The 18093-nt window shown below is 39.1% G+C and carries 20 protein-coding genes; 2 read left to right on the plus strand and 18 right to left on the minus strand.

Going from position 1 to position 18093, the window contains the following annotated elements:
* Positions 1 to 14: 14 nt before the first annotated feature.
* Both AACL31_RS02450 and pepA read right to left on the minus strand, forming a co-directional pair.
* The gene (locus AACL31_RS02450; RefSeq protein WP_032114416.1) at positions 15 to 464 is read right to left on the minus strand and encodes a DNA polymerase III subunit chi; all 450 of its coding nucleotides are present in this window, start codon (positions 462 to 464) and stop codon (positions 15 to 17) included.
* A 63-nt stretch (positions 465 to 527) separates the two neighbouring features.
* Positions 528 to 2036: a leucyl aminopeptidase gene (gene pepA, locus AACL31_RS02455; RefSeq protein WP_310511342.1), complete on the minus strand. Its 1509-nt coding sequence runs from the start codon at positions 2034 to 2036 to the stop codon at positions 528 to 530.
* A 290-nt stretch (positions 2037 to 2326) separates the two neighbouring features.
* Here pepA and lptF point away from each other — a divergent pair, with 290 nt between their 5' ends.
* Both lptF and lptG read left to right on the plus strand, forming a co-directional pair.
* Positions 2327 to 3424, plus strand: coding sequence for an LPS export ABC transporter permease LptF (gene lptF / locus AACL31_RS02460; protein WP_310511341.1), 1098 nt, complete (start codon positions 2327 to 2329; stop codon positions 3422 to 3424).
* Positions 3424 to 4500, plus strand: coding sequence for an LPS export ABC transporter permease LptG (gene lptG, locus AACL31_RS02465; protein WP_310511340.1), 1077 nt, complete (start codon positions 3424 to 3426; stop codon positions 4498 to 4500). Before lptF ends, lptG begins: the two co-directional genes overlap by 1 nt.
* Before the next feature lie 77 nt (positions 4501 to 4577).
* Here lptG and ampH read toward each other — a convergent pair whose 3' ends face one another.
* From ampH to AACL31_RS02545, 16 genes are all read right to left on the minus strand, one after another.
* Positions 4578 to 5870, minus strand: coding sequence for a D-alanyl-D-alanine-carboxypeptidase/endopeptidase AmpH (gene ampH / locus AACL31_RS02470; RefSeq protein ID WP_339053725.1), 1293 nt, complete (start codon positions 5868 to 5870; stop codon positions 4578 to 4580).
* Between the two features lie 295 nt (positions 5871 to 6165).
* Positions 6166 to 7377, minus strand: a complete 1212-nt coding sequence (locus AACL31_RS02475) for an IpaD/SipD/SspD family type III secretion system needle tip protein (RefSeq protein ID WP_339053726.1) — start codon at positions 7375 to 7377, stop codon at positions 6166 to 6168.
* Between the two features lie 116 nt (positions 7378 to 7493).
* Complete coding sequence (locus AACL31_RS02480) at positions 7494 to 8318, minus strand: hypothetical protein (protein WP_310511337.1); 825 nt, start codon at positions 8316 to 8318, stop codon at positions 7494 to 7496.
* Between the two features lie 13 nt (positions 8319 to 8331).
* Positions 8332 to 9912, minus strand: coding sequence for a type III secretion system translocon subunit SctE (sctE, locus tag AACL31_RS02485; protein ID WP_339053727.1), 1581 nt, complete (start codon positions 9910 to 9912; stop codon positions 8332 to 8334).
* A complete protein-coding gene (locus AACL31_RS02490) occupies positions 9896 to 10324 on the minus strand; it encodes a hypothetical protein (RefSeq protein ID WP_310511335.1) in 429 nt (142 codons plus the stop codon). Before AACL31_RS02490 ends, sctE begins: the two co-directional genes overlap by 17 nt.
* Complete coding sequence (locus tag AACL31_RS02495; protein ID WP_310513267.1) at positions 10321 to 10458, minus strand: hypothetical protein; 138 nt, start codon at positions 10456 to 10458, stop codon at positions 10321 to 10323. The genes AACL31_RS02490 and AACL31_RS02495 overlap by 4 nt, the downstream gene beginning before the upstream one ends.
* Positions 10459 to 10465: 7 nt before the next feature.
* Positions 10466 to 10981, minus strand: a complete 516-nt coding sequence (sicA, locus tag AACL31_RS02500) for a type III secretion system translocator chaperone SicA (protein ID WP_310511089.1) — start codon at positions 10979 to 10981, stop codon at positions 10466 to 10468.
* A gap of 84 nt (positions 10982 to 11065) precedes the next feature.
* Positions 11066 to 12142: an EscU/YscU/HrcU family type III secretion system export apparatus switch protein gene (locus tag AACL31_RS02505; RefSeq protein ID WP_310511334.1), complete on the minus strand. Its 1077-nt coding sequence runs from the start codon at positions 12140 to 12142 to the stop codon at positions 11066 to 11068.
* Positions 12142 to 12909, minus strand: a complete 768-nt coding sequence (sctT, locus tag AACL31_RS02510; RefSeq protein WP_310511333.1) for a type III secretion system export apparatus subunit SctT — start codon at positions 12907 to 12909, stop codon at positions 12142 to 12144. Before sctT ends, AACL31_RS02505 begins: the two co-directional genes overlap by 1 nt.
* A 5-nt stretch (positions 12910 to 12914) precedes the next feature.
* A complete protein-coding gene (sctS, locus tag AACL31_RS02515) occupies positions 12915 to 13175 on the minus strand; it encodes a type III secretion system export apparatus subunit SctS (RefSeq protein ID WP_032114424.1) in 261 nt (86 codons plus the stop codon).
* Between the two features lies 1 nt (position 13176).
* The gene (locus AACL31_RS02520; protein WP_339053728.1) at positions 13177 to 13854 is read right to left on the minus strand and encodes an EscR/YscR/HrcR family type III secretion system export apparatus protein; all 678 of its coding nucleotides are present in this window, start codon (positions 13852 to 13854) and stop codon (positions 13177 to 13179) included.
* Positions 13855 to 13859: 5 nt separating this feature from the next.
* Positions 13860 to 14756 (minus strand): FliM/FliN family flagellar motor switch protein, encoded by an 897-nt coding sequence (locus AACL31_RS02525; protein ID WP_310511331.1) that lies wholly within the window; start codon positions 14754 to 14756, stop codon positions 13860 to 13862.
* Positions 14753 to 15946 carry a hypothetical protein gene (locus AACL31_RS02530; RefSeq protein ID WP_310511330.1) on the minus strand — a complete coding sequence of 398 codons (1194 nt, stop codon included), beginning with the start codon at positions 15944 to 15946 and terminating at the stop codon, positions 14753 to 14755. The genes AACL31_RS02525 and AACL31_RS02530 overlap by 4 nt, the downstream gene beginning before the upstream one ends.
* On the minus strand, positions 15939 to 16388 hold the full coding sequence (locus tag AACL31_RS02535) for a hypothetical protein (RefSeq protein ID WP_310511329.1): 450 nt from the start codon (positions 16386 to 16388) through the stop codon (positions 15939 to 15941). Before AACL31_RS02535 ends, AACL31_RS02530 begins: the two co-directional genes overlap by 8 nt.
* A complete protein-coding gene (sctN, locus tag AACL31_RS02540; protein ID WP_310511328.1) occupies positions 16372 to 17670 on the minus strand; it encodes a type III secretion system ATPase SctN in 1299 nt (432 codons plus the stop codon). The genes AACL31_RS02535 and sctN overlap by 17 nt, the downstream gene beginning before the upstream one ends.
* 6 nt (positions 17671 to 17676) lie before the next feature.
* Positions 17677 to 18093, minus strand: coding sequence for a type III secretion protein (locus AACL31_RS02545; protein WP_310511327.1), 417 nt, complete (start codon positions 18091 to 18093; stop codon positions 17677 to 17679).

Raw genomic sequence — 18093 nt, forward strand, 5'->3', positions numbered from 1 at the left:
TGCTTCGTTATTTATTAAGTGGTTGGAGGTGGTGCCATGATCAAATTAAAACCCATACTGCGATAAGTTTTGTATCTTTCACGTGCCAACTGTTTCAAATTTTCATCAATGGGTACAAAGTCTATCACTTCATGGAAGGCTGTGGCAAAGTTTGCAAATGTTGATTGTAGATTTATCAATATATCTCTTGCTGAGCTACCACGTTTTGTTGGCCAACAAAGCTCAACCGGCGCCCCATAGCGAGGGCCCTCACCGGCTAAATTGTGTGGGACAAATTGATAAGGTTCTCTTTGCCAAAGTATTTCATCCAATTTTTCGGCTTGTATTTGATCCTCACAAGCAATTAAAACACGTTTACCCATCCGCCAGTTTTCTGCTGCTAGCTGACAGGCTAACCATTCATGACTTTCAAGTTCTGCTTGTGAAGATAGCTGCGCTATTAAATAGAAAGTTGCTTTTTTCATCGCATTACTATTATAGAAAAAGGGTATTGCTTACAACACCCTATTATAAATTCACTGGTGCGATTATTCGTCACAGTTTATATAAGCACGATTTAACAGAAATTGAGCAAGTAAAGCCACCGGGCGGCCTGTTGCTCCTTTTGCTTTTCCTGATTGCCAAGCTGTTCCTGCAATATCTAAATGTGCCCAGTGATATTTAGTAGCAAAATGTTCCAGGAAACAGCCAGCGGTAATTGCACCACCAGAACGGCCGCCTATATTGGCAAGATCTGCAAAATTTGATTCTAACTGCTCAGAGAACTCTTCAGCCAGAGGCAGTCGCCATGCTTTATCGCCTGCTTGCTTAGCGGCATTCAGTAATTCATGTGCTAAGGGATTATGGTTTGACATTAATCCACTATAGTGATTACCAAGTGCAATAATACAGGCTCCGGTTAAAGTTGCAACATCAATTACCACATCAGGATCAAAACGTTCTACATAAGTTAGTGTGTCACAAAGAACCAATCTTCCTTCCGCATCAGTATTAAGGACTTCTACTGTCTGCCCTGACATGGTGGTTAAAATATCACCAGGGCGATAAGCTTTACCGCTCGGCATGTTTTCACAGCCGGCCAACACTGCGGTGACGTTAATCGGCAGTTTTAGTTCGGCCACAAAGCGCATAACGCCATAAACAGTTGCGGCTCCACACATATCGTATTTCATTTCATCCATGCCATCGGATGGTTTAATAGAAATCCCACCAGAGTCAAAAGTTAATCCTTTACCGACCAACACAATCGGTTTAGCCGTTGGATCGTCACTTCCTTTATATTGCATGATCGACATTAGCGATTCGTTTTGTGAGCCTTGGCCTACGGCTAAATAGGCATTCATCGCCAGTTCTTTCATCTGTTCTTCGCCGATCACTTTGGTGATAAGATTTTCATAATCATCGGCTAATTGACGTGCTTGTGAGGCTAAATAGGCTGCATTGCAAATATTGGGCGGCATGTTAGCCAGATCTTTGGTTGATTTTATACCCAGCGCGACAGCCAGGCCGTGTTGAATAGCGCGCTCGCCATTAGGTAAATCACGGCGTGTTGGAACATTGAAGACAATTTTACGTAATGGCCGTCGTGGCTCGCTCTTATTGCTTTTAAGTTGGTTAAATACATATAATGTTTCTTTTGCAGTTTCTACTGCCTGGCGAACTTTCCAATAATTATTGCGGCTTTTTACATGCAATTCAGTTAGAAAGCAGACGGCTTCCATTGAGCCGGTTTCATTCAAGGTATTAATTGTTTTTTGGATAATCTGTTTATATTGACGCTCATCGAGTTCACGTTCTTTACCGCATCCAACTAACAGAATGCGTTCAGATAATATATTAGGAACATGGTGAAGTAATAGCATTTGGCCAACTTTACCTTCCAGTTCTCCGCGGCGTAGTAAGGCACTGATATAGCCGTCACTGATCGTATCCAGTTGTTCGGCTATAGGGGATAAGCGGCGAGGTTCAAATACCCCAACAATAATACAGGCGCTACGCTGTTTCTCTGGGCTACCGCTTTTTACACTAAACTCCATGCATTCTCCTGAATTTTAAAGACAAAGATTAATACTATCGCTAAAATTAACGAACAGTATAAATTTACCTTATGAAATAGCTGCTTTATATTAAACTAACCGAATGGTTTACGGATAGTAATAGGTAACGATTAAGCATATTCTGTTTGGTGATCGAATAGTTAATGCTGCATTTATCATCATGATACATTGTAACCATTAAGAAAACCAAAATATTGTACGTAACTGTAACTATACGACGAAGTTAGCTATTTTGCTGCAAAAAACAAATTTTCACAGGTGTAATTAGTGTGATTATAATTCGATACTTAGTTAAGGAAACGCTGAAAAGTCAAGTTGCAATACTTTTTATCCTGATTTTAATTTTTTTTAGTCAAAAAACAATCAATATATTAAGTTCAGCGGTTCAGGGAAATATTCCTTCCGATTTAGTTTTTCCTCTTCTGGGGCTTGGAATTCCTGAAATGGCACAATTGATTTTGCCATTAAGTCTGTTTCTTGGCCTGTTAATGACCTACAGCAAACTCTATATCGATAGTGAAATTACTGTCATGCATGCCTGTGGCTTAGGTAAACGGGTATTAGTGACAGCGGCTTTAATTTTGGCATTATTTACCGCTCTGATTGCGGCAATAAATGTAGCCTGGATGTTACCCTGGTCGGCAAAATATCAAGAGCAAGCATTAGCCGATGCGAAAGCCAATCCTGGTTTGGCCAGTATGGTTGAGGGACAGTTTAAAACCACTAAGGATCAAAATATTGTTCTTTATATTAGTGATGTAAAAGGCAAAAATTTTACTGATGTTTTTATGGCGCAATTACGCCCGGTTAATAACCAACGTCCTTCCGTGGTGATTGCTGAAAGTGGACGTATCCGAGAGGATCAAAACGGTAATCAAATTGTGGTATTAGATAAGGGAACCCGCTATGAAGGTACAGCACTATTACGTGATTTTCGTATAACGGATTTTAAAGATTATCAGGCGGTAATCGATCATAAAGAAACCGCAGTTACAGGCGATAAAATCGAGCAAAAGGATATGTTGCAATTGTGGCGTGCTACAGATGCTGAATCAAAATCAGAATTTCACTGGCGCTTAACATTAGTCGTTTCGGTACTTATTATGGCCTTGATGGTTGTGCCACTAAGTGAAGTTAATCCCAGACAGGGACGAGTCTTAAGTATGTTACTTGCGATGTTGCTTTATTTAATTTTCTTTTTATTACAAAGTACCCTGCACTCTAATGCTGAGAAAGGTGAAATTGATCCCAGAATAACAATGTGGCTAGTTAATGGGGCTTTTTTGCTATTAGCTATCATATTGAATATTTGGGATACCGTTTCGATGCGTCGAATACGTGCTAAGTTCTTTAAAGGAGTCGTCTGATGTTTGGTGTATTAGATAAATATATTGGGCGTACTATTCTTTCCTCGATCCTAATGACCCTTTTTATGTTGGTTTCATTATCGGGCATTATTAAATTTGTTGAGCAATTAAGAAAAGTCGGTGATGGTGACTATACCACCTGGAGTGCCGGAATTTTTACTTTATTAACCGTTCCGAGAGATATTGAAGTATTTTTTCCGATGGCAGCACTGTTAGGCGCATTACTTGGATTAGGAACCCTGGCAACCCGTAGTGAATTGGTAGTGATGCAGGCGGCTGGTTTTTCTCGCTTACAGGTTGCGATGTCAGTGATGAAGACCGCGATCCCTTTAGTGATTTTGACGATGGTTATTGGTGAATGGGTTGCGCCTGCAGCAGAGCAGTGGGCACGTAACTATCGGGCTGAAAAGATTGTCGGTCGATCGCTAATGGTGACAGATCGTGGATTATGGGCTAAAGATGGTAATAATTTTGTTCATATTCAGCGCGTTATCGATCAAAATGACATAAAAGAAATTTCTATCTACCAATTTGATGCGCAGAAAAAACTGCAAGCGGTCATTTTTGCCGCTTCAGGTCGCTATAATTCTGATACTCACCAGTGGCAATTGTCACAAGTAGATAAGTCATTGATTAACAATGAAAAAGAAATTACTGGCTCTCAGAGTTTATTGATGGATTGGAAAACCAACCTAAGCCCAGAAAAATTAGGGGTAGTTTCTCTGGAACCTGATTCGTTAGCAATCAGGGGCCTGTATAAATATGTTAAATATCTTAAGGAGAGTGGTCAAGAAGCATCAGTCTATCAACTAAGTATGTGGAAGAAAATCCTGTCACCACTTTCTGTCGCTGTTATGATGTTAATGGCACTATCATTTATTTTTGGCCCGCTGCGCAGTGTCGCAATGGGGGTAAGGGTATTGATCGGTATCTCAGGGGGATTTATTTTCTATCTGCTAAATGAGGGCTTTGGTAACCTAAGTTTAGTCTATGGTGTTCCTCCTCTGATAGCAGCAATGTTACCTAGTGTATTATTTCTGGGATTTAGCATTTTATTATTAATGCGACGCCAATAATTAGTTTTGACAGCATGGTTAGGTATATTTTCAATGCGCTACCATGCTGATAAAAAATTTATTTCTTATTATTTGGCTTAACCATGATCAGGGCTTTCTAGCAGTTTTTTGACCAGATTTGCCGCAAAATCTTGTTTGGTTGGCTGGAAAGGATTGTTATTGTGATTTATGGTTAACGCGGCAGTTAAATCATTAACTCCTTCGGTTAACCGACTAAATTTACTGCCTTTTTTGCGTGAAATCACGGCAAATATACCAATACGTTGTTGTGGGATCATGGTCATATAGGTATTAAAACCACCACCGCCACCCGTTTTTTGATAGATGCCGGGAATGCCATCGCGGGGATTCATATAAACCCATCCAAGGCCAATACCATCGGCATGTCCAGCGACGTCCATACCTTTAATGTCGGTAAGCATATCGCGAGCAAAATAGATCGCTTGTTCACGTTGAGCGGTTTTTTTACTTACTTGTGTATGGGTTGACAGAAATTGTTGCATCCATCTTTGCATATCAGCTGGCGTTGAATAAACCCCTCCACTACCGGCGGCAGCTAAGGTACTAATACATGGACTGGATTTATAACCCACCATTAGGTGAGAACATTGATTGGTAGTTGGTGTAAAGGTGGTATCATACATTTCGGCTGGTAAGGTAATTTTTTCGGCAAATAGTTGCTTATAAGATTTTCCTGCCGCTTTTGCCAAGGCATCGGCTAATAGATCATAAGCCAGATTAGAATAAGCAGCTTTGGTTCCTGGTAAGCATTTAATTTTTGCCTTTTTGAGCCATGTCCAACGGTTTGATTGGGTTGGCCAAACAAATACCGGCCGGCCGATTTTACCGCCAGGTTGCTCTCTTGGTAAACCACTGGTATGACTCGCTAGGTGATATAATCGAATAGGCTGTTTGCCATGATAAATAGGAATATGAGTACCGAAATAGCTGTAGTTTTGTAGGGGATCAGTAATACGTAATTTTTTATCCGCTTCTAATTTGATCATGACTTCACTGGTCATTAGTTTGGTTAATGAAGCAATGCGGATCAGTGAATTAGGGCCCGGCTTTTGTCGCGCTCCGGGGGCAGTTTCACCGTAATAGCGGGTCACTATCTGATCATTATCGATGACAACGATTGCCATCCCTTGTGGATTTGTTTCAGCAAAAATTTGGCTAGCAAAACGATCAACCAAATCAGTGGTTTTTTCTGTAGCGGGTTGATGACGATTAAGAATTTCTAGTGCTGTTGGTGAAATTGATGAAGTTTTGGCTGAAGGAAGCTTTGTTTCTGTTGTCGATGACGAGCAACCAGTGAGCGATAAAAATAGTGTCAAGGCTGAAAAGAATTTTAGGCAAAATAGTTGCATTCTTAATAAACCAGTATCAATAAATTTTTATAAACAATCGCCTGATAAATACTTAATTTTTCATTAACGCCTTCATCAGGCAGCAGGAAAAAATAGATTATGTTATCGATGCTAAACGTATTATATAATATAACTCTCTAATTATAGAAAAATTGTGAATATAAGCTACAAAACTATTTTCTAATGTTTTATTGACAGCACAAAAATCTAATTCTTATAGTGGTTAATATTGAATCGATAAAAGAGTAGCCATAACACACTACTCTTTATTATTTAATTGGAAGCTGGTAAGGGATTAACGTAAAAAACTTTTGGCACTATCTAACATAGCATTGATGGTACTGCTTAAAATTTTAACGAAGTTATCATAGTTATCATAGTTATCATAGTTATCATAGTTATCATAGTTATCATAGTTAGCATTGGCGGTATTATAGCGTTGTGACATTTCATCTAGCATGGCTTGATAATCTTTTTTAGTGGTATCAATGGAGGTATTAATCAGATTGAAACGAGCCTGGGAGATCTCAAGATTATCTCTAGTTGGTTGTTGCAGATTTTTCACTACTTCTATAACACGTTCTAGTGGCTTGATATCAATTTTAATTGTAATACCTTGAGTTAAACTATTGGCATTGATTTGATCCAAATTGGGTGCTTCAATCAAAGTGCCAGTAACTTTTTGTTCAAATGATTGGCGATAGCTTTGCATCAGTGCCAATGCTTGTGCTTCGGTGTAACGCACATTGCTGTCATCGCCAACTTTTTGATAATCTCCATCCGCATGTTGAATAAATTTAATTTCTTGTTGATAGATGATCCCCTCGGGCTCTTGCGATAATTTAGTTTTCAATTGTTGGAAATCATCCAATATTTTTTGCTGTTTAAGAGTGATAAAGTTATCTTTTGAGCTTTCGTTAACATAGTTACTGACTTCGGAAAGTAAGCCACTAATTTCCTGGAATTTTTCCATACTATTTTTAAACACATCGCGATAACTATGCAGATAACTTTTATTAGCATCTCTAATAGTTTGCTGAATATCATTAAACATCACAATTAATGAGTGATAGCTATTTTCATCTAATGTGTGTTGCGCTTGCGTGAGTTTTTGTTGGCTAGCGGCTAATAACGCCTGATGTGACTGTTGATAACTTTTTGCAACAGGCGCAGGATTTTCATCAGATAATAGTCGGTTAAGGTTAATTAGGCCGTTATCTCTTAGTGCTTGACCTTGCTCTACTAATGTTTGGCCGTTTTTTATTAATGTCTGATCTTTATTTATTTTTCCACTTATTATATTTTGAGTCCCATTCTCTATATCTCTATTACCATTTTTTATATCGTTTAGTGATCCCTCTATGACATAAAAATAGAAATTTTGTTTGTTTTGCAATTTATCATCTGGCTTAAGGTAAATGAGATGATCTTTTATTATTTCAGGCGGTAAAATAGTCAAACTTGCCGGTAGAATAGGTTGAGTATCGGTTTTGATAAATGCAGACACAGTGTTTTTGTGCTCTATACTAGACGAAAACCCGGCAGAATGTGACGTGGAATAATTTATTGCTGTGACCATAAAAATTCTCGTTTCAATCATCGATTATTAAGTAAACGCTAATATTAAGCTCTAATATTGCCTGAAATAGTGGATACAGTTTGTTGACTATATTCGATCATTTTATTAAGAATTTGTATCAGTTTGTTTTTTACCTCGTCATTGATATTTTCTTCCCGCTGATGGGTCTCTCCGGTGGCATTATTAATTTGTTGCTCAGTTTCTAAAATACGTTGGTTACCCTGTTCTTTGACTTGTCCAGAAGCTAGGGGTTGTTGCGCAATTTGGCTGATTGGGTTTGATAAGCTGCTAATGGCATTTCCAGCTAACAGGGAGCTATTTTGTAGGGTGCCAACATTATTGGTGGTGGTTTGCGACAACCCTTTATAACTGATCCCTGCGCCGGCGATTGTCATTCCCAGACTTAAAGAGCTACCCGCGATAGCACTTGTCAATAGTGAACCGGCTTCGGTGTACTTACTATCTTTGACTTTTTCGCTGGATTGTAGGGTGGTGATTTTTAGTTGGTCTCCGTTGTTACGGCTTTTGGCGTTAAGTTCTCTTAATGTAGCTGATATTTTGTTCAATAACGATAGCAATTGCACATCAGTAATTCCTAATAAATTCATTACGGTAGGCAATAATTTTGTTAAACGATCGATTAACGCTTGCTCATCTTTTTCCACTGTTGGTGGTGTAAGTAGCGGTAAATTGGTTTGATTGATTTGCTCTTTGGTTGTCTGTTCAATCTGTAGCTGTGCTGTTTTGTTAGCTAAATGCTGAGAGACTAATTTGTCAGAAACTTGATTAGATTCCGTCGCGTTTTTAGCATCCTTTACCGCTAATGACGGAATAAAATTTTTAGTTACTGAAGGAGTAATAGTTGTCATGGTTAAGTCCTTTTTATGCCATAGTGTTTAAATTATGAGTAATATATTTACCGGTATGCAGGCTTTGGCTGCCCATTTCGCCTATTTTACGCATTAACTCAGCGATCGTTTCCATCTCTTTGGCAAAGTTATCCATCACTTGGCTAAGCAGTTTATCCAGTTGAGCCATTATTTGATTAATGACGGTCAAATCACCTAATCGTTTAATAACATCGACTTCCAGATCAGTGGCGTGGAGATTTAAGGCAGCATTTGTGCTGGCATTGGTAACGGAAAGGCCAAGCAGACTTTTTTGCATCGCTGAGGCACTGATATGTTGGGCTAATTTATTTTTCATGGTATGAATTAATGAATTATTGATGGTTTTATCCAGCAAGTTATTGAATGCTTGTTTGATAGCGATAGCAATCATTTTGCTGGTATTGTTGCTTACCATACGTGCTAAGTTAGTTAATAGATTATTGATCATTTTGTCCAGCAAGTGATTTAGGGCACGTTTAAGCTTGTCAGCGATAATTTTACCGATCATTTTACCGGCTACACTGGCTAATTTCGCTGAGCCAATGGCGGCAGCAACCATTGTTACTGTAACGATAATGGTAGCAACAATGTCGGTTATTTCCTTGGTCTGTTTTTTCAGCTCGGCGATTTCACTTTCTGATGCTCCCCGTAATTTAGCTTCGCTAATTGCGATATTGCATAAAAAGTTGGAGATCTCTTGAGCTATTTTCATCATCAACTCACCGACTGGCGCTAATGCTTTATTCATAAAGGAGCCGCCTCCTGCTGCCTGGCTGATGGTATCAGCAGCGAGTAAGGCGATGCCGACTGCGGCTAGCGCCAGGCTGGCACCACCGGTAAAGACGGCGGCAACCACCCCAACCGCGGCAATTAGCCAGGAAAAAATTTGGCTGCCAATCGCCAACCATTTACGCGCTTCTTCTGCTTTACGGATTTTTTCATCAATATCCTGCGCTCGTTTTTCTGCCTGAATTTCAGTCATTCGTTGCATTTCTTGCAAAATTTCCCGTTGACTATTCATACTTTCTAGGGTGAGGGAACCGAGCAATTCACGCATTTTGGCCATTAGATAAGTGAGTTTGGCGCTGCTTGGCAAATGCTGTGATTCCAGCTCGATTAAGGTTTTAAAGCTAGCTAGTTTTAAACTGAATAGGCTTTTTTCTGCTTCATCAAGTTGGTTAACGATGTTAGTGTCGTTTTTGAGATCAGCCAGTCGAACACGCTGATGTTCGGTATCTCGCACTAGGCTTTTGTAAGCGCCTTGGGCGACTGAGATAGAATATAATTTCCGTTTATCCTCATCCATCGAGTAGAGAACAGCGTTATACCATTCGGTATAGATAACACCATTATCACGCCATTTTTTATCGGTTTGGCTGGTGCTATCGCTAAAGATAGGTTTCAGACGATTACGTTCAATGCCTTGGAGGAATTGCGTGATGGCGAGTTTTTTTTGCTTGAGTTCATCAACTGACAGTTTGATATTAGTTAAATCTAACTTAAGCCATGGAAACTCTTGCTCTAACAGGTTGCTCATCTCTTGCCGGTCAGTGAGTCTATTTTTTTCCTGCAATAGCCTGCCTAAACTGTTCGCTGAGTCCTTGATTTTCAAACAGATTGGCCAGTGCATTAGTATCAGCCTCGGTTTGTTCATGTAACTTTTTGGCGACATGCAGCCAGCTGTCGATAAAATCATCTCGATACTGGCTGAGATTTTTTTCAATTTTCAGGTAGATTTGTTCCACTTTTTTAGCTTGTTGAATCTGATTATTCAATTGGGCTTGAATTTTCCACTGAGTTAGATTTTCGCGTAGATTTTTAATCTCATTTTTACCGATAACTTGTTGATATTGTTTAATAAGTAACAGTAGTTGGGCATTATTATCTGCGTTAGATAAAAGATTATCTGCCGGTGGAGTAAGGATAGGTATATCTTTACCAGATTGATTTTGACTGGTGGTCTTTTTTTGTTCGTTTTCAATCACACTATTGACTTGTTGAGTAATTTTTTTTGTAGCGTGGTTAACTGGTTGACTAGATTATTATCTACAATTATATCTTGCTTTTCGGCAGTAAACGGGTGTGTTTTGTTGGCCGTTAGTCGACTAATGTCTATCATCTTTAGGTCATCCTTGCTTATCGTCATTTGCTAAAGAGCTTGCTAAGAATTCAATGTAGGCTTGTGCTCTATGCTTTAATTCTTGATCGTTGGCATGTTGATAGACTTTCTGAAAACAGTATTTAGCTTTCTCTTTTTCACCGATGATAAGATTACATTGACCACCGTAGAACATCGGGCGATAGTCATTATCACCATGTACATAAGCTAGAGCGTAAAGATCAAGCGCTGTTTCATACTGTTTCTGTAACTGCTTAACCGCTGCTAACCCCATAATGTAATCACTATTATTGAAATCATATAAGCAGAGAAAACGAAAAAAAGTCTCAGCTTCTTCCAGTTTACCTTGTTGATAAAAATCATAAGCAAAGCGGTAAACACCATCCATCAGTTCATCAGGTATGCCTTCTAAATCTTTTAGGCTGGCACCTTGCTGAAGGGCTTCTGTCACCAGTTCAGTATACTCATTCAGTTGAGCATCCATGTTATTATCATTTGTGTTGGTCGTATTTTGCTGTTCCATAGCATCTTCTCGCTTTATTTATGACAGAGTAAATGAATTTAAGCGGTTTAACTTGCAAAAATCCGCCAAGTTAAAGCATAAATATTAAGGTTTTTGCTCACGGTTTTCTGTTTCTATAGGTGAATTTTCAAGTACGGCAGCCATTTCTACCTGCTTTAACCAGATAAAAATATCAATCACATCCAGTAAATCTTGTTTTACCACGGTTTCGTACAATCGATAGCGGTGATAAATTTGGCGTGCCAGTTTAATGTTACGCACAATTGGGATACCGATCTCTTTGGCATAGGCTTGTACCGCCAGTGCATATTGGTTCGCCATGCGAACTGCCACCAGCGGTAATATGCTATTGTCAGGATCAAAATAAATACCGACAGCAATATGGGTCGGATTGGCTAATATCATTGATGATTGTGCTATTGCTTGTTTGGTTTCAGCGTTGAGTAGTTCTTGATGAGCTCCGCGACGGGCCGATTTTATTTCTGGATTACCTTCATTTTCTTTGTATTCTCGTTTTACTTCATGCTTTTCCATTTTCATATCGTTGTGATGGAGAAAATATTTACACAGGGCATCTAACAACAAAATAGGTAGTGAAAATAGCAAAAAAAACAAAACAAATTTCAGCGTTAAGATACGCCAATCATAAATAATATGCCAAATCATTTTTCGTTGGGTGAATAATAGTGTCGATTGATATGATTGAATGAAAAAATAACAACTACTGATAAAAATAGTTAAAAATAGTAATGCTTTGAGCAGGTTTTTGAGCGCTCGTTTATCTACTAGCCGTTTTATTCCTTGCACGATATCCAGTTTTTTAAAATCTAGTTTAATAGCTTCGGTTGCCAGGATAAATTTTGCTTGGATCAATGATGGGATAATGGCAGCTAATGCACTGATAAAAATTACCGGTAGGACAGTCGATAAAAATAATGATATTAATGCATTGAAAAAACTTTGCGGGTTAATATTGTATGGATTTAACAAAATATGTTGATAAAAATTAATAAATTGCTCAAACTCGAGATAAAACCCTAATACACAGATGCCAGCAAAATAGGCACAAGCGGAAACTAAATCTTTGCTTTTAAAGGATTGTCCTTTTTTAGCTGAATCACGTAATTTTTTGGCCGTTGGTTTTTCTGTTTTTTCTGCCATCAGTTACCCACTATGATTATTGATGAAATTGACGGCGGGAGCACCGAAATAAGTGTTTGTGGTAGCGTCGTATTGAACAGAATAAATAGCAGGCTAAAAGCCACGATGCTTTTAACAGTCAACGATAAAGAGAATGCGTTTAATTGCGGGCAAAATAATGAATAAACACCCAAGCCGATTTCTAGTATAAATAGAGCGATTAATATCGGCGCTGATAGGGTTATTGCTAACATAATGAAACGGGTTAACCATTTGCCTAAAGCGAATAAATCAACATGATCAATTGGGCGGCCGATAGGTAATTGTTGGTAACTTTCGGTTATTGTGGCGATGAATTCGAGCATACCGCCTTGATTGAGAAACCATGCAACACAGAACATATTGATTAATGACGCAAGTGAAGAAGATTCAGAACCGGTCGCTGGATCAAGCATATCGCCAATACTGGCTCCCCTTTGATTATCAATGAATTCACCTATCGCTGAGGCTAGCCAAAAAGGTGCCGCCATCAAGATACCCATAGTTAAACCGATAAATAGTTCAACAACAGATAATGCAATGAATTGACTGGTTGATTGCCATGTTGGGATAACTATCAATGGCGATAAACAGAGGGTAAGTAATAAAATGATAATTCCTTTTAAGGATAAATTGGTCAGTATGCGATCACTCAAAAAAGGCAACATAAAAAATAGTGGTGCCAACCGGGCAAAAATTAATAAATAATTGAACAATGAATTTTGTAGTTGTAGATAGAGTTCTATCATTGCGGTCAGATCCCAGTGGTGAGACCTAAATTGAACATTTCAGTGGCATAAGCGATCACTTTTTCCGCCAACCAACCGGCTTGCATTAATAAGCAGATAAAAACAGCCACTAGTTTTAAACCAAAAGGTAATGTTTGCTCCTGGATCTGGGTGACGGTTTGTAATAGTCCAATCAGCAAGCCGATAGCAGTAGCAACCAGCACAGGTAATAATGACAGGATCAGAATCAAATAGAGGCCTTTACTCATTGCATAGCTCATGTCCATATTATTTGACCGCCATTAAATCTAAGTATTGCGAAATAAGCCCTTTTGATAATAAAGACCAGCCATCCATCGCGACAAATAAAATCAGCTTAATAGGTACCGATAGGGTAATCGGGCTCATCATCATGCCTAAAGCTAGTAGAATACTTGATACAACTAAGTCAATGACCACAAAGGGTAAGTAAAGATAAAAGCCGATGATAAATGCGCTTTTGATTTCACTCAGCGCATAGGCGGCTAATAGAGGGATAAAAGCACCATTTTCTATCGAATCATCGATTTGGCTTTCTGGTTGGGGAGTATGTTTTTGCGCAGCGACAAAAAAATTAACCAGTTCTGGATCGGCGTATTTGCGTAAATAGTGGCGATAATCCTGTAAACTTTCATCTAAAAACTGATCGAGTAACACTGGATCAGCAAAACCATGCGGGTTTTCTGTTTGAAAATTAACACTACAGAGATAAAAATTTTTAGCTAATGGTGCCATGATAAATAGTGACAAAATTAAATCAATCGCATTTAACACCATATTGGATGGCACTTGCTGTACCCCTAAGGCATTCCTCACCATAACAAACACAATGGAAAACTTTAAATAACAAGTTCCTGCTGCTATCAAAAAGGGAAGTAGCGTGGCAATTGACAGCAGGATGATGATAGAAACAGGATTATCTGTCATGGTGGCTAACCTTCTCGTTCGGTAGATAACAGGGTGTGTAATTCAACCGCAAGTTGTTCGCCGACCTGGATCAATTCTCCTTTAGCGAATGGTTGACCGTTAATTTCCAAAGCGATTGCACAATGTGCATCACTATTAAGTATCAGTTGTGTGCCGCTTTGCCAGGATTTTATCGTATTCAAACTAAAGGTCTGGCGTTGTAAGATAAAATCCACTTTTAACGGTAACTGATTTAAATCAAAAATAGTCGCAGAGGATTCAGGGCTGGCATTTTGAGCATCCTGATCAGAGACAATAGGCTGTTCTAACATAATATTTCCTTTAGGTTGCCAGGTGTAATGAAATAGCGGTAACGTTTCTACGCTAAGAGATGTTTGGGATTGTTGCAGTAATAAAATATCATCCGTTTGTAAAGTGCGAAAAAGTTGCTGTTTTAATCGACTATAGCCAATAGAAAATCTGACCTGTAAAGGTAAATTGGCATAGCCATTCTCTTTTAACGGTGCAGTGCCATTGGCGTCAACAATCAATATCTGGCCTAGCGAACTTGTTATTCTAATCGCATCAATCGGTTCTTGCAGACAGGCAAATTGTGTGACTTGAATTTGAAATTCACCTAATTGTGGAATTGAAATAGTGGTTAGTTGTTCTTGTAGCAATTCAATTAGATAGCTGGCAGGAATAGAAAGCCAGGGCAGTGATGCTAACATCGTTAAGTATTGACTGAGTGCGACCTCAATCGGTAAATAAACGGTTAACTGTAATTTCGGTTGTTGTAACACTAATACGAAGTGGTGGCTATCAGTAACAATTTGTTCGTTGGGGTAATGGGCTGTAAGTGCGACAAATAACGCGCTTTTATCTACATATCTGCTGGTTCTAAGTGATAATTTGCCTTTCATGATGATGGCTCACCTGATTCTTCACTATTATCGAGTACTTCATTGAGTGTGATATTAAGTGTGTCAGATAAAGATACTGACCGTGCAGATATTTTCTCGTTTAAATGGCGCTGAAGTATCGACATAACATAGTTATTTGATGCCATAAGTTGAAGATGGTGATCTGCAATTCGGTAAATATCAACGTGATGAGTACCTTGCCATTGAGTGAATGTATAACGTAATTCTGCTTCAGGTGATGGATGGCTAAATGGTACAGCGATTGTTGCCGTTTTGGCGGCTGGTTCTGCCGCTATGTCACTTTGGTAGCCGGCTGAGGCTTGGAAGGTTGGCCAGCCAGCCAAAGGAAGTGCACTATCGTTATTAGCTAAGTTATTACTATCTATAGGAGAGCGGTAATTTTCTTGCGCTGCTGGTTCTATGCTATTTAACTCATTTGCAATCGTTGGTGATAAATTGTGTTCTGTTACCGTTTTATGGCTAGTGTTTTTCAAATGAGCACTGTTAGCGGTTAAAGTAACTATTTCTGTGTCAGCAGCTTTGTTGTCATATTGTTGTTTGACTCCGATTGTTGATTTAACTTTTTCGCTGATTTGATGGTTTTCCTCAATATCGAGGACGATGTCATTTTTTTTCATCAATGGGCGATTAACTGGATAATTGTTTTTATCGGTATCGACTATTGTGGAATAGTGTTGATAGTGTGACTGAAGGAGATCAGTGGTTATTTCAGTGGTGGAGAACGGCGGATTGATGGGGATTATTATGTCGGTGGTAACTAACACTTCCTGCTGTGCTGGTTGCTGTTTTTCATAACTCGTGTTTATTGGATAATTGTTTTTATTGGTATCAACGATTGTGGAATAGTATTGATAGTGTGACTGAAGGAGATCAGTGGTTATTTCAGTCGTGGAGAACGGCGGATTGATGGGGATTATTATGTCGGTGGTAACCAACTCTTCCTGCTCTTTTGGTCGCTGTTTTTCATAAGTCGTATTTTCGGCTGGTAGCGCTGTGGCAAGAATAGAGTGTAATAAGGTTAATTTTTCATCAATTGCTATTGAGAAATCGGCATTATTAATCTGTTCATCATGGCTATCCGATAAAGAGCAGGTGGTGGACGGATTATCTGGTAAATAAGAGAAACTACTAATAATCCGTTGGCTTTGATGAGTAACAATATTAACCATAAATTGCTAATTCCTGTAATTGTATCTCTTCTCGCGAAGCGGTTTTTAAACGGTGGCATTTTTTTGCCTGCTGATAGCAATGGCTTAATTTTTTCTCTTTTTTTATCAATTCGAACTGCTGTTGTTGAAGTAAGCTTTTTTGTTGTTCCAATTGGGCTATCTTCTGGTCGATTAGTGCTATTTCTGCCTGCACTTGATTGGTTTGTGCTTTAACTATCGCTTGCTTCCTTTTTCCATCAAATAAGGCGTTATAGGCTAATTGTCCAGCAGGCTCTAAGGTCTTCGCTTGTTCGATTAGTTGAGTAAATAAAAAATAAGATTGTTGCTGTCGCTGCTGTTCATTGGCTATTTCTCCTTTAATTTGGACGATGGCTGACGCTACTCTAGTTTGCTTTTGTTGAAGCAGTTTGATCGGAGTTTCAAATTTACGCCACGATGTCATAAAGCTCCTTAACGGATTGAGAAAACGAATAAGATTGTTGCCATGATTGTTGCAGAAACTGCTCGATGGCATTTTTCTTATTGATGATTTGGTCATGCTCACGATTTTCTCCCGCGCGATACTCGCCCAACTCCCGTAACAGTTTTAATGATTCTAACTGGGTAAGATAATGACGAAAATTTCGTGCCGCTGTTTGCTGTTGTTGCTCAGTGATCTGTTGAAACAACCGACTGGTACTACGCAAAATGTCGATGGCCGGGTAATGCCCTTGTGCGGCTAATTGTTGAGAAAGGTAAATATGACCATCCAGAATAGAGCGTATTTCATCGCCGATCGCATCGGGTTCTTCTTCATTTTCCAGTAAAATGGTATAAAAAGCGGTTAATGCACCTTTTTGGGTATTGCCGGGCCGTTCAAGCAATGAGGGTAGCTGCTCAAAAACCGAAGCTGGAAAACCTTTACGAGCAGGTAGTTCACCTGAAGCCAGGGCCACATCACGCAAGGCACGGCAATAACGGGTAATGGAATCGATAAAAAGAACGACATATTTATTTTGGTCACGAAAATATTCTGCCACGGTGGTAGCTACTAAGGCGGTATTGCAGCGATCAACCGCCGGCTGATCGGAGGTTGAACTGATAAGAATAGTTTGGCTGCCACGTGCTGAACGCTTTAATTCATCAACAAATTCAGTAACTTCTCGTCCTCTTTCACCAATCAACGCGATAATGAAGATATCCGCTTGTGCATAATTGATTAGCATATTCATTAACATGGTTTTGCCACAACCTGCGGCGGCAAATATGCCTAATCTTTGCCCTATACCGCATATTAATAGCCCGTCAATCGCCCGAATACCGGTGGCAAAATAGTTGGTGATAGGTTTTCTACTTAAAAAATCAGGGGCGTTGGCATTAACTGAGCGTCGACAGCTAGTAGTTGTAGATGCAATTGGTGGCGCAAAACGTAAGATTGGTTGGCCCGCAACATCTAACATGGTTCCTAATAGCGTTTCATTTAATTGAATGGAGAGCGTATTGCCTGTTGGCTCAATGACTGTCGTTAAAGAAAGGCCATACGAAGAACCCATTAAGCTAAGTAATGCTTGTTGTTGATGAAAACCGATTACTTGAGCTTGTCCAATAGTTTTAAGACTGCCAGGATAGGGTTTTAATAAGCAAATCTCGCCGATAAAAACTTTTCTTAATGGTGCCTCAATAATATTTCCCTGAATGCGTACCGGATAGGCAGCTTGATAGAAAGGCGTAAAGTTACTATTCATTGCCAGTTAACCAATAAACAATGTGTTGATAGTGAGCATATGTTGGAAAAAATTGTCGATGGCTTCGGTAAATTGCGTCGCATTTTCTAGCGCTGTGATTGAGAAGGTTGCACGCAACTCAAGCACATTTTTATCATTGAGAAAATAAGCGGGTTGTCCTGGATAAAAAAAGGGCGAATGGTTACTAATCATCGTCTCGAATAAGCGTTCACTTAATTGTGGGATAACATTTGGCTCTACATATCCAAGATTAGTCCATATCATCGGTAAATCATTTATCATAGCGATATGAATATCAGGTAATTCTTCTAATTCAAGCGTGATAGTAGAATGATTATTGAGTTGATGCCCTTGGGGAAATAAATGCGGTTTTCCCATTATTTTTATTGCATCGGTGACAAGTGAAGCAAGATCCATTTGCAT

This window comes from Arsenophonus endosymbiont of Crataerina pallida (assembly GCF_964020125.1).
Classification (GTDB): Bacteria; Pseudomonadota; Gammaproteobacteria; order Enterobacterales; family Enterobacteriaceae; genus Arsenophonus; species Arsenophonus nilaparvatae.